At 68.9% G+C, this 12,493-nt stretch carries 10 protein-coding genes; 7 read left to right on the top strand and 3 right to left on the bottom strand.

The annotated features are described in order from the left end of the window. The first annotated feature begins 11 nt into the window (after positions 1 to 11). Positions 12 to 716: an NAD(P)H-dependent oxidoreductase gene (locus tag QHF84_RS01015; RefSeq protein ID WP_281311229.1), complete on the top strand. Its 705-nt coding sequence runs from the start codon at positions 12 to 14 to the stop codon at positions 714 to 716. Positions 717 to 801: 85 nt separating this feature from the next. Further along, positions 802 to 2,463, top strand: a complete 1,662-nt coding sequence (locus QHF84_RS01010) for a protein kinase (protein ID WP_281311228.1) — start codon at positions 802 to 804, stop codon at positions 2,461 to 2,463. A gap of 353 nt (positions 2,464 to 2,816) precedes the next feature. Here QHF84_RS01010 and QHF84_RS01005 read toward each other — a convergent pair whose 3' ends face one another. Both QHF84_RS01005 and QHF84_RS01000 read right to left on the bottom strand, forming a co-directional pair. Then, the gene (locus QHF84_RS01005; protein WP_281311227.1) at positions 2,817 to 3,617 is read right to left on the bottom strand and encodes a hypothetical protein; all 801 of its coding nucleotides are present in this window, start codon (positions 3,615 to 3,617) and stop codon (positions 2,817 to 2,819) included. A gap of 186 nt (positions 3,618 to 3,803) precedes the next feature. Next, complete coding sequence (locus QHF84_RS01000; RefSeq protein ID WP_281311226.1) at positions 3,804 to 4,571, bottom strand: NAD-dependent deacylase; 768 nt, start codon at positions 4,569 to 4,571, stop codon at positions 3,804 to 3,806. 60 nt (positions 4,572 to 4,631) lie between these two features. On the opposite strand from QHF84_RS01000, the gene QHF84_RS00995 reads away from it, so the two are divergent. Next, positions 4,632 to 5,813, top strand: a complete 1,182-nt coding sequence (locus QHF84_RS00995) for a saccharopine dehydrogenase NADP-binding domain-containing protein (RefSeq protein ID WP_281311225.1) — start codon at positions 4,632 to 4,634, stop codon at positions 5,811 to 5,813. A gap of 34 nt (positions 5,814 to 5,847) precedes the next feature. Next, positions 5,848 to 6,963: a hypothetical protein gene (locus tag QHF84_RS00990; RefSeq protein WP_281311224.1), complete on the top strand. Its 1,116-nt coding sequence runs from the start codon at positions 5,848 to 5,850 to the stop codon at positions 6,961 to 6,963. Positions 6,964 to 7,096: 133 nt separating this feature from the next. On the opposite strand, the gene QHF84_RS00985 is transcribed toward QHF84_RS00990, so the two are convergent. Further along, entirely contained in the window at positions 7,097 to 8,263 is a 1,167-nt protein-coding gene (locus QHF84_RS00985; protein ID WP_281311223.1) for a hypothetical protein, read from the bottom strand. A 230-nt stretch (positions 8,264 to 8,493) separates the two neighbouring features. On the opposite strand from QHF84_RS00985, the gene QHF84_RS00980 reads away from it, so the two are divergent. From QHF84_RS00980 to QHF84_RS00970, 3 genes are all read left to right on the top strand, one after another. Further along, positions 8,494 to 9,288 (top strand): MopE-related protein, encoded by a 795-nt coding sequence (locus QHF84_RS00980; RefSeq protein ID WP_281311222.1) that lies wholly within the window; start codon positions 8,494 to 8,496, stop codon positions 9,286 to 9,288. A gap of 355 nt (positions 9,289 to 9,643) precedes the next feature. Continuing rightward, positions 9,644 to 10,789, top strand: a complete 1,146-nt coding sequence (locus QHF84_RS00975) for an AI-2E family transporter (protein WP_281311221.1) — start codon at positions 9,644 to 9,646, stop codon at positions 10,787 to 10,789. After that, complete coding sequence (locus tag QHF84_RS00970; RefSeq protein ID WP_281311220.1) at positions 10,782 to 12,389, top strand: FAD-binding oxidoreductase; 1,608 nt, start codon at positions 10,782 to 10,784, stop codon at positions 12,387 to 12,389. Before QHF84_RS00975 ends, QHF84_RS00970 begins: the two co-directional genes overlap by 8 nt. Positions 12,390 to 12,493 lie beyond the last annotated feature (104 nt).

Below are 12,493 nucleotides of genomic sequence, written 5' to 3'. Positions count from 1 at the left end.
AGCGCCACGCCATGAAGGTGTTCATCGTTCACGCGCACCCGGAGCCGAAGAGCTTCAACGCCGCGATGACGCGCCTCGCCGTCGAGACGTTCGAGGGCGGGGGGCACGACGTCGTCGTGTCGGATCTCTACGCGATGGGCTGGAATCCCGTCTCGGGGCCGCACAACTTCACGCGCCGCAAGGACCCCAGCGTCTTCAAGCAGCAGGTCGAAGAGGCCCACGCGGTCGAGACGAACGGCTTCGTGCCCGAGGTCCAGGCGGAGATGGAAAAACTCTTCGCCTGCGACGCCCTGATCTTCCAGTTCCCGATGTGGTGGTTCTCGATGCCCGCGATCCTGAAGGGCTGGGTGGATCGCGTCTTCGCCTTCCAGCGCGTCTACGGCGCGGGGCGCTGGTACGACCACGGCACGATGCGCGGCAAGCGCGCGATGGCCTCCGTCACCACGGGCGGGCCCGCGACGATGTACGAGGAGACGGGCCTCGCCGGCGACATGAACATGCTGCTCGCGCCCGTCAACCAGGGCGTCTTCCGCTACGTGGGCTTCGACGTGCTGCCGCCCTTCGTCGCGTGGGCGCCGGCGCGTAGCACCGAGCAAGATCGCGTGCGCACGCTCGCCGCCTATCGAGAGCGCTTGCTCGCCTGGGACGCGACCGCGCCGATCGCGTATCCGCCGCTCTCCGCGTACGATCCGTCGTTCCGGCTCGCGCGCTCCTGACCTCGCTGCGCGCGGCGCACGGGGAAAAACGCCCGTGCTTTCTGCCGGAGGCCAAGAGATACTCGGCCCGCGAGGCGCGGAGACCGTGACGACCGACAAGGGCGAGGACGAGCGAAAGCCGGCGGACGAGGGCGGCGCCGCGGTGGTGAGCCCACCTCCGAGCCGCCCCGCGCCCACGGTGCGCGGCCGGCCCCTCGCGCCCCGCGCCCAGTCGTCGCCCTTCTTCCGCAACGAGGCCATCCCCGGCGTCGGCCACCTCTACGACGGCCCGCCGCCCTCCGTCACCGCGACCCCGGCCGGCGCCGCGCCGCTGCTCTTCGTCTGCGACGAGTGCTGGCGGACGTTCACCGATGGCTCGCAGCTCTCCTGCGCCTGCGAGCGCCCGCGCCCCGCGGAGGGCTGGGCCGCGATGCCCTACGTCGTGCGCGGCCGCTTCCTCTTCGTCGAGCTGCTCGGCCGCGGCGGCATGGGCGCGGTCTTCCGGGCCTACGATCAGGCCTCGAAGGACCGGCCCTGGGTCGCGGTGAAGGTCATCCAGAAGGGCGCCCCGGAGCTCGAAGCGTCGCTCAAGGAGATGTTCCGCCGCGAGGTCGCCGCGGCGCAGATGCTCGCGCAGCACAAGCAGTTCTTCGTGGACGTCCTCGGCTTCGACGACGTCGCGCCGGCCTACCTCGCGCTCGAGTACGTCCCCTGGCAGACGCTCGCCGAGGTCGTGGCCTCGCTCCCCGCGATCGAGCGCCGCTTGCCGCCGGCGCAGGTGGCCCGCATCGGCATCGCCGTGCTGCGCGGCGTGGCCAAGATGCACTTCCACCGCATCGTGCACCGCGATCTGACGCCCGCGAACATCTTCGTGCGGTACGTGCCGGAGCGCGAGGGCTACGACGTCAAGATCACCGACCTCGGGCTCTGGGCCTTCGATCAGGTGCAGGGCGAGAGCGATTCGCTCTCGCTCGTGGGCATGCCCGGCACGGCGGGAACGGCCGCGTACATGAGCCCCGAGCAGTCGACGGGCGAGAAGATCGGCGCCGCGTCGGATCTGCACTCGATCGGGTCGGTCCTGTGGGAGCTCGCGACGGGCTCGGTCCCGTACCCGGCGACGACCGACGGGCGCGTGCACGAGATCATCGAGCGGCGCGCCAAGCTCTTGCACGAGCCGCCCGCGCGGCCCGCGTACATGCCGGAGGGGCTCTACCACGTGCTCGTCAAGGCGCTCGCATTCGAGGCCGAGGAGCGGTTCTCCGCGGCGAACGACATGCGCAAGGCGCTGGAGGCGTTCGTCGCGTCCTACCAGCAGGAGCGGCTGCGCGATCTGGAGGATGCGCTCGGCCGGATCGACGGCCTCGCCCGCAAGGTGACGAGCCTGCGCGACAAGATGACCCCGATGCGCGAGGTGCTGGAGCGGCTCTCGCTCCTCGGCGCGATCCTGCGCGAGGCGCAGGAGCAGCGAGGCGAGGCCGAGCCGGCCGTGCTGCGGACGATCGCTGACAACACGGAGACGCAGCTCGACCAGATCACGCGCGAGATCGGCGCGCTCGCCGAGTGGCTGCGGGTGCTCGGGGAAAAGAAGGATCTGCCGCCGGGGGCAGGAGACAAACCGGGGCGTCGGGAGATCGAGGTGGTCGCCCCGCGCAGCTCGCGGGCCGCGCTGAAGCGGGGCGATGAGAGCCGAGCGCGCCTCGTCTGGGGGATCGCGGTCGCGCTCGTGGTGATCGTGGTGGGGCTGTTCCTCTTGCGGACGTGGGGCTAGCGCGCAGGAACGGAAGTGTGTCGCTTGGGGACGTCGCGCCGGGGCGCTGCCCCGGACCCCGCGGGGGCTATCCGCCCCTCGACCCGGACCAGGCACGGCCTGGACCGTGGGTGGAAGAACTGCGCGGTGCGCAGTTCTTCCAACGGGCCCGTTGGGGGACAGCGTTGCCCGTCGAGACGGCAGCGTGGCTGTCTCGATTGGCAGGGTCGTAGCCGGTCTTGATGCGGCCTGTTCGATGAACTGCGCATCGCGCAGTTCATCGACCCCGAGTCCAGCGCTTGCGCTGGTCCGGGTCCAGGGGCGGATAGCCCCGGTGGGGCCTGGGGCAACGCCCCAGCGAGGCGCCTCCCCGACTACGGCGTGCAGTACTCTTCCTGGCCCGTCACCGCCGCCACCGCGACCATCGTTCCCTTGTTGATGACGAACTCGCTCAGGCCGACCTCGCTCGACCCGCCCGGGAGCCAGTCGTAGGTGTAGCCGAGCTGGGTCCAGGGATACCCGGGGTCCCCGTACGAGGTCATTCGCAGGTTGGTGATCCAGTCGATGTGCGCCTGCGGCGTGCCGGCGGGGAAGTCGAGCTCCGCGACGTTGTCGTCGATCTCGGGATCGGGCGAGGGCCGGAACATGCTGTTCATCGGGACCCAGAGCTCGACGACGCGGGTCTTGCCGTTCCCGGGCGGAAGGCCGAGGAGCTGCTCCAGCCGGAGGTCGAGGTCCGCGCCCTTGAGGCCCGTCGCCTTGCAGAAGTCCGCGAGCTTCGGCGCCGCCGTGACCCACACCTCCACGGCGAGGTTCGTCTCCATGCCGACGAGCGCGTCGTAGCCCGTGTACGAGGTCCAGGTGACCATCTTCACCCGACCGTTCGCGTCGAGCACGAGCTCGCCGTTGTCCGGGCGGATCTCCGTCAGCTTGTCGGAGATCTCGCTCGCCTCCGGGTCGGAGGCATCAACGACGGCAGCCTTGTAGAGGGCCTGCAGATCGACGCCGCCGCTGCCACCCGCGCCGCCGCTGCCACCCGCGCCGCCCGCGCCGCCGCTGCCGCCCGCGCCGCCTTCGCCGCCTGCGCCGCCCGTGTTTTCGTTACCGCCGTCGCTGCAGCCGGCCAAGAACGCCACGAGCCCCAAAGCGACCAGGATCTGCTTCACGTTCCTCATGTCCTCTCCTCGCAAGCACGGCACCACGATGGGGTGCCCCAAGAACTCGCGCGATTCTCGGCGAGCGCGGCGCGCCAAGCAACCGATATGCCAGCGGTTCGAGGCCGTGCATGCGTGGCGGGCTGAGGGTTCCCGTCCTCGATCGAGGACCCGAGGCCGATGCGGAGGCGCCTCAGGCGACCTTGATCACGTGCGGGCTGGCTTGCTCTCCACGATCCGCCAGATGCCTTCGAGCGCCTCGACGGCGCCCATCGGCAGGCGGAGCGCGATGGCCTGCGAGACGACCGTCGGCTCGGGGTTGATTTCGATCGTGGGTACGCCGCGCCTCGCTGCGTCGATCACGGGCTCGGCGATGTACGGGAAGAGGCTCGACGTACCCACCGAGACGAGGACATCGAAGCCCCGTTCGAGCTCACGGTGCAGCCGATCGATCTTCGCCCGCGGTAGCATCTCGCCGAAGAGCACGACGTCTGGCCGCAGCACCTTTTCGCACGTGGTGCAGCGGGGGCAGGGGTCGAGGTGGGCGTAGTCCCTGACGACCTCGGTGAATGTGCAGCCGGTGCAGAGCAGCCGGTGGATGTCGCCGTGGATGTCGATCACGTTGCGCGAGCCTGCGGCGCGGTGGAAGCCGTCGACGTTCTGCGTGAGCACCCAGCTCCGTGAGAGGCGCTCTTCGAGCCGCGCGAGTGTTCGGTGCGCGGCGTTCGGCGCGGCGCCGCGGCAGGCTTTTTCGATCTGGTGGATGTACTTCCACGTGAGCTCTGGGGAGCGCCGGAACACGGGGCCCGAGAGTGCCTCTTCGATGCGCATGCCCTCGTCGGTCACGCGGTCTCCGTAGAGCCCGCCCACGCCGCGGTAGGTCGGGATTCCCGACGCCGCCGAGATGCCCGCGCCCGTGATGAACAGGACCGATCGCGCCTCGGCGATGAGCTTTCCGGCCTGCTCGATGCTCATGAGCAGAGAGACTAGCACGGCCCTTCACGCCCGAGGGCCCGCCATGGTATCGAGCCGCCCATGACGACCGAGCGCGAATACGACGTGGTCCTCTTCGGCGCGACTGGCTTCACCGGCCGCCTCGTCGCCCATTACCTCGCCGAAACGTCGAGGACGAAGCCCCTCCGCTGGGCCCTCGCTGGCCGCAACGCCCAGAAGCTCGAAGGCGTCCGGCGCGAGCTTGCGTCCGTCCTGCCGGGCGACGCACGTCTCGGGCTGATCGAGGCGAGCTCCGACGACCCCGCCTCGCTCGCGCGTATGGCCCGATCTGCCCGGGTCGTGCTCACCACCGTCGGGCCTTATGCCCTCTATGGCGAGCCCCTCGTCGAGGCCTGCGTCCGCGAGGGCGCCGATTACGTCGACCTGACGGGCGAGCCGAGCTTCGTCAATCGCCTGATCGAGCGGCACCACGAGGAGGCTCGCGAGGCGGGCGTTCGTATCGTGAATTGCTGCGGCTTCGACAGCATCCCGCATGACCTCGGCGCGCTCTTCACGGTGCAGAAGCTCCCCAAGGGCGAGCCCATCACGCTCGAAGGGTTCGTCCGCACGGAGGGCTCGTTCTCGGGTGGCACGTGGCAATCGCTGCTCAACGAAATGGGCGGCGTCGGCTTCGCCGCTTCGAATGCGCGCCCGTGGGCCAAGGATCCGCTGCCCGAAGGCCGTGTCGTCGAGGAGCTCCGCCCGCGCGTGCGCAAGGAGCCCGATCTCGGCGGCTGGGCTTGCCCCATGCCCTCGATCGACCCGCAAATCGTCCTGCGCAGCGCCCGCGCGCTCGACGTGTACGGCCCGGATTTTCGGTATGGCCACAACCTGGTCTTTTCGTCGCCGCTGGTGCTCGCGGGTGTCACGCTCGGGATGGGCGCGGTCGTGGGGCTCTCGCAGATCGGCCCGGCGCGCAAGCTGCTCTCGCGGCTCCGTCCCTCGGGGGAGGGCCCGAGCGCGGAGCAGCGCGCGCGGAGCTGGTTCGAGGTGACGTTCCGCGGCCGGAGCTCGAGCCGCCGCGTGCTCACGCGGGTGAGCGGCGGTGATCCCGGGTATGGCGAGACGTCCAAGATGATCGCGGAGAGCGCGCTTTGCCTGGCCTTCGATCGGGACCGGCTCCCGCCGCACGTCGGCGTCGTGACCCCGGCCGCGGGTATGGGCGAAGCGCTGATCGAGCGCCTCCAGGCCGCCGGGATCCGGTTCGAAGTGCTCGAAGGCTGAACCCTCGGCGCGGTTCGGCGTGTAGCCTCGGGGGATGCTTTTCCCTCGTTTTTGCTTCCTCGTCCTGCTCTCCCTCGCCTTGTTCGGCTGCGGCGGCCCTGCCGCCGCGGATTCGCTGCCCGTGGAGGACGAATCCGCGGTCCCCGGGGCGGTCTGCACGAATCGGATCGACTACCACCTCGACGACGAGCTGCACCTCGCGGCCGTTTACCATTACGACGAAGCCGGCCGCATCCTCCAGTACGTCGAGCGGACTGCGGAGGGAAAGCAGGTCTTCCTCGTGAAACGCGGCTACGACGCGGAGGGCCGCCGCGTCACGCAGACGGTCGAGGACGGCCGCTTCGGGAGCCCCCACCGTGAGATGACCTGGGAATGGGACGACGAGGAGCACGTCGTGCGCACGACCTACCTCGCGTCGAAGCCCGAAGGCGACACGTACAGCGAATCTCGGTTCTTCTTCGACGCTGCGGGCAAACCCGAGCGGGACGAGTTCTGGAACGACGGGGTCCTCTCCAGCGTGACGCGGTACCGTCATCTCGGAGGCGAGCCGTTCGTCCTCGAAGCGGGGCGGGACGTCGATGGCGACGGCACGGAGGAGTACGTGTTTCGCCGCTTCTATGCGGCGAGCCAGTGGCTCGTGAAGGCTGAAACCGTGTACATGAACGGCGAGCAGATCGTCACGGACGACTTTTTTTACGAAGACCTCGCGGCGGGGCGGGTTTCGCGGGGTGAATTCAACTCCGACGGCGATGGCCAGCCAGACTACGTCTACCACTTCCGCTGGAACGAAAGCGGGCTCATCGAACGCGTCGAGTACGATACGAAAGGGGACGGCGTGCTCGATCAGTCGATCGATTTTGCCTACGAGGCGGGCCGGATCGTCCTGCGCACGTGGGACGTCTTCGATCAGGGCACGCAGAAGTTCATCACCGACGTCGCCTGGTCCGGGTCGCGGCTCGACCGCGTCGCGCGGCGGGACGCCCTCACGGGGCAGGCCATCGAGACCTGGATCTTCACGCGCGGCTGCACGGAGGATCTGCCGATGGACGTCCCGATCGCGCCCATCCAAGGTTTTCGTTACGAGCTCCAGACGAACCCGTTCATCTTGCATTTCGAGGATCGCTTCAGCGACTTCCCCGAGATGCTTTGACGTCGAACGGGCTCGAGATCGCCGCGCACGCGCAGGGTAACTCTTGGCTTCCCGATCCCGGGGCGCGCGGAAGCTCGAATCGGCGAAGGTCCCGGGCACGCCGCGGAAGGCGTGACCCGGGGCCGAACGCCGGTCACTTCGGATTGAGCATGCAGTCGCCGCTCCATTGAATCGGGTCGCCCATGTCGACGACCTCGAAGTCGGTGGGCTGGATGTCCGCGAGCGCATACGAGTCCACGCCGACCTCTTCCCATTTGTGGGTCGTGAACCGATCGCTCTGCGCCGTGAGCGCGATGTTGCCCGCGTCGGCCAGGAACATGCCGTACTTCTGCAAGCCCCGCGCGATGACGCGCGCTCCCTCGGTCGGCAGCGTGTCGAGCGGATAATCCGCGCGCAGCCGGAAGCGCACGCCGTAAGGCGGGGCGTTCGGGCCGCCCGACGTCGGGCCCGTGCTGTGCGTACCCGGATGCACGTACACGTTGTCGCGAATGCGCGCGTTCGGCAGGATGAACCGGATCGCGTGATCGATCGACCCCGCCGCCACCTCGTCCGCCGAGAACAACATCGCCGAGATGGGGAAGCCGCCCGCGTCCGCGGAGGTGCAGCCCTCGCCGCGCAGGTTCGGCGGGTACGACTTCGTCAGGTCCCACGTCACCGCGCAGCCGCCGTAGAACGTGCCGCCGACGATGTTCGCCCGCCACATTTCATAAAGCGTCTTCGTCGGCTGATGCACGACGAGCAGATGGCAATCGCCGTCGCTCGTGCACTCGTAGCCCTGCTCGCCCTCGATTGCGCCGCCGGCGGGGACGGGGAAGGGGACGTGCTCGCAATCGGGATCGTAGAAGTCGTTCGTGGTCTCGAACGTGCGCATCTCGGTGCTCGCGTCGGCCTGGAGCAGCTCGATGCTGAAATCGATCCGGAACGCGCCCGCGCCCCAGCCGCCATTGTCCGCGAGCCAGCCCGTGATCGCGTCCGACTCCGCGTTCTTCGGCAGGGCCGAGACATCCTTGTTCCAGGGATTCGGCGCCTCGAAGAGCCCAGACGGCGTCCCCGACCCGCCCGAGCCGCCACCCCCGCCGCCGCTGCCGGCGCTGCCACCGACCCCGCCGCCGCTCCCGCCAGCGCCCGCGCCGCCGTTGCCGCCGCTTGCGCCCGCGCCGCCGCTCCCCCCCGCGCCGTTGCCCCCGCTGCCGGTCTCGCCATTGCCCGACCCACACGCAGCGGCAATCAAAGAAAGGGCGCCCATCACGCCCAGGACACGCCCCCATCGCCCCATCGAGCCCAGTTCGTTTCGAAGCATGTCTCGTTGTACACGCAGGACGAAGGCACGGGAAGGCCCATGAGGGTCGCGGCGCACGTATTCGAGACACCCGCCCATGGTCGAACTCCGTCCTCGACCCTCGAAAGGATCTTCACGAATTCCATTTGGTGACCCCCACTACGGGCTTCGAAGCATCGTAGAGGGTCGCATGGCTTGGCGCGGGAGGGCCAACGAAGGCATTCCGCCCGTGCCGACTTGGGGAGGGTGTGATGGGCGAGAAGGTTCTCGTGGTGTGGGCGGCGATGATCACGGCGGGGCTTTTCGTGGGGGCCGCCGGTTGCGCGCGGGGAACGACACCCCCAGTCGGGGACGAAACCCTCATGGGCAGCGGAGGCGGAAGCGGCGGCGGAGGCGGAAGCGGAATCAGCAGCGGCGGCGGCGGAAGCGGCGGCGTCGAAAACCTGGGCGGAAGCGGCGGCAGCGGCGGCGGCGCATGCGGCGCCCCCGAGGTCTGCAATGGCGTCGACGACGATTGCGACGGCATCGTCGACGAGGACGTCGCGGACCTCGGCAGCCCCTGCAATACAGGCCTGCTCGGCGCGTGCGCCGCGGGCACTTCGGGCTGCGACGGCGGCAAACCGTTCTGCTCCGCGACGATCTCGCCCACGGACGAGGTCTGCGACGGACTCGACAACGACTGCGACGGCGACACCGACGAGGACAACCCCGGCGGCGGCGGCTCATGCGACACCGGCGAGCTCGGCCCCTGCGCAGCAGGGATCGTCGCATGCGCCGCAGGCGCACTCGCATGCATGCCCTCCGCCTCCCCACAGGCCGAAGTGTGCGACGATCTCGTCGACAACGACTGCAACGGCCAGGTCGACGAGGGCTGCAGCGCAGGCCCGCCCCTCTGCGCGCACGACCCGTGCACGCCCGGAGACAAACTCGATCCACTCTGCGACCCTTGCGTGAACGCTGTTTGCTTGATCGACAAGACGTGCTGCAAATCGTCCTGGGACGTCTTCTGCGTCGGCACGGCCCAGGTCCACTGCGCCTGCCCCTGACAGGGGCTGGTGGCGTCGCGCCGGGGCGCTGCCCCGGGCCCCGCGGGGGCTGTTCGCCCCTCGACCCGAACCAGGGCAAGCCCTGGACCTCAGGTGGAAAAACTGCGCGATGCGCAGTTTTTCCAGCGGGCCGGTGGCAAGACCATGGAGGTCGGTCTCGAGCTTGAACCGTCAGCGCTGTGGTCCTGGCTGGCAACGTCGTCGCCGGTCTTGACCTCTCTCGTTCGATGAACTGCGCATCGCGCAGTTCATCGACCCCGAGTCCAGCGCTTGCGCTGGTCCGGGTCCAGGGGCGGACAGCCCCTGGTGGGGTCTGGGGCAACGCCCCAGCGCAACGGCCGTGCGAGCATCCGGGGTGCGCGTCGCGTCCTCTACGGCTAGGATGGCGGCCGCCTTGGACACGCGCGTCCCGTCTCGCTCTGACGTACCTCTGCAACTCGCTGCCTTCGTGGTCATCGTTGCGGCGCTCCATGCGGCTGCGAGTGTGCTCGTGCCGATCATGATGGCGCTCTTGCTTGCCGTCGTCAGCGCTCCGCCTCTGGCTTGGCTCGAGAAGCGCCGCGTCCCTGAGCCGGTTGCTGCCACGCTCGTCCTCCTTGCGAACATCGCTGTCCTCAGTGCGGGGGCGTCTGTTGTTGCGGGGTCGGCGACTGAGTTCGGGGAGGCTGTGCCTCGTTACCAGGCTCGGCTCGACATCATCGCTGCGGAGCTCACGACGTGGCTGCGTGCGCACAACATCCATGTCCCTCGGGGGGCCATCACGCAGATGATCTCGCCTGGCACCATGCTCTCGTTTGGGGCCGGGATGATCCGTGATCTCGCTGGGCTCGTCTCGAACATCTTCATCGTCCTGCTCATCCTTGGCTTCATGCTCTTCGAGTCGCGCACGTTCTCGCGCAAGCTCCGGGTCCTTGCGGGTGAGCGGGGCGGTTATGTGGGGCTCTTCCCTGGGATTGTGGGCGATGTGCAGAACTACCTGTTCATCAAGACTGTCGTCAGCATCGCGGTTGGCGTCCTTGCGGGGCTCATCGTCTATATCCTCGGCGTGGATTTTGCGCTGCTCTGGGGCCTCGTTGCTTTCCTTTTGAACTACATTCCCAACGTTGGCGCGATCATCGCAGGGGCGCCACCTGTCTTCTTTGCGCTCCTCTCGCATGGCCCGGGGCGGGCTCTCGCTGTCTCGGCGGGGTTTCTCGTGGTGCATACCGTGCTCGGCAACATCCTTGAACCTGCGTGGATGGGCCGCAGGCTTGGGTTGTCGGCGACTGTCGTGTTTCTTTCCCTCCTTTTCTGGGGGTGGCTCTGGGGGCCGGCGGGCATGTTCCTCTCTGTTCCCCTCACGATGGTGGCGCGTATTCTCCTCGAAGGCAGCGAGAAGACGCGCTGGATCGCCATGCTGCTCGATTCGAATGCGCCTGCGGATCCGCCGGCCGATCCGCCGGTCGAGCCCCCGAGCGCCGAGCCCGCGCTGGACGCGGAGGAGCCGAAGAGTGATGGGTGAGCGTGAGCGGAGCTTCTGGGCGTGGGGATATGCGGACGCTTTTCCGGACGAATCGGGCCGGCAGGCGCTCGCCATGCAGGTCGGCGGCCTGCTCGGCCGGGAGTTTTCTCCGCGGCCCTTGCCCACCCTCGAATCGGTGCGCCTCTTGCCCCCGCGCGTCGCGCCCCCCGCGTCCCTTTCGGAGATTTCTTCGGCTGCGCCGAACGACCGTATCCTCCACACGTACGGCAAGAGTTATCGCGACATCGTCCGGGCCTACCGCGGTGATTTTTCGGTCGCCCCTGATTGGGTGAGTTTTCCCCGTTCCGAGGAGGACATCGAGCGCCTGCTCGCTCATTGCTCGGCCGAGGGCATCGCCGTGATCCCGTATGGCGGCGGCACGAGTGTGGTCGGCGGCGTCGAGGCGGACGTCGGGAATCGCCCGCGCGGCGTGGTCTCGCTCGACATGCGGAAGCTCGACCGGGTGCTCGAGATCGAGCCCATCTCGCGATCGGCGCGTATTCAGGCTGGCGCGACGGGCCCCGTCCTCGAAGAGCAGCTCGCCCCGCACGGGCTCACGCTCCGCCATTTCCCGCAGAGCTTCGAGTTCTCGACCCTCGGCGGCTGGATCGCGACGCGCGCGGGCGGGCATTTCGCGACGCTTTACACCCACATCGACGACCTCGTCTCCTCCGTCCGGATGATCACGCCGGCTGGCACCTGGGCGAGCCGCAGGCTCCCGGCTTCGGGCGCGGGGCCGAGCCCGGATCGGCTCGTGCTCGGCTCCGAGGGGATCCTCGGCGTCATCACGGAGGCCTGGGTGCGCTTGCAGGCGCGTCCCCGGTACCGGGCCTCGGCCAGCGTGACGTTTTCGCGTTTTTCGGATGGCGTGAACGCCTGCCGCATGCTCGCGCAATCGGGCCTGTATCCCTCGAATTGCCGGTTGCTCGATCGGACCGACGCCTTGCTCGGCGGCGTCTTCGTCGACGGCGAGGCCGTGCTGCTCCTCGCCTTCGAATCGGCGGATCACCCGATCGGCCCCTCGATGGACAGGGCCCTCGCCATCACGGCCGAGGCGGGCGGCGTTTGTCCCGAAGGACCCGTGCTGCGCGAGGAGCGCGGCGAAGGGGCGCGGGCGCAGGCCACGTACAAGCAATCGTTTTTCCGGGCGCCGTACCTGCAGAGTGCGCTGGTCTCCCTCGGCGTCCTCGCGGACACGTTCGAGACGGCGTGTACGTGGGACGAATTCGAGTCGCTCGACCGCGCCGTTCACGAGGCCGTGCTCTCCACCATGCAGCGCGCTCTGGGCGGCGGCGTTCTCGCGCGACGTTTCACCCACGTGTATCCAGACGGACCCGCGCCGTATTACACGTTCCTCGGCCCCGCGCGGGACGGTCACGAGCTCGAGACGTGGGCGGCCATCAAGGACGCCGCGAGCCGCGCGATCCTCGCGTCGGGCGGCACCATCACCCATCACCACGCCGTCGGCCGCGTGCACCGCCCCTACTTTCGCGCCGAGCGGCCCGAGCCATTCGAAGCCGCGCTCCGCGCCGCCAAGCGCGCCGTCGACCCTGCCGGAATCATGAACCCCGGCGCGCTCTTCGACCCCGAAGAACGCTGAAACTTCGTTTTTCTCGACAGACGAATCGCGAGGCGCGCGCCGGACGTAGGCCGCGCGAGCGCGCCGCGCCGCGAGCATTTGCTCGTATGGCCCCCCCGTGGGTG

Origin of the sequence: Polyangium sp. y55x31, from assembly GCF_029946505.1 — a bacterium.
GTDB lineage: Bacteria > Myxococcota_A > Polyangia > Polyangiales > Polyangiaceae > Polyangium.
Note: the sequence above shows the minus strand (reverse complement) of the source record. Positions and strands in the feature narration are given on the sequence as shown.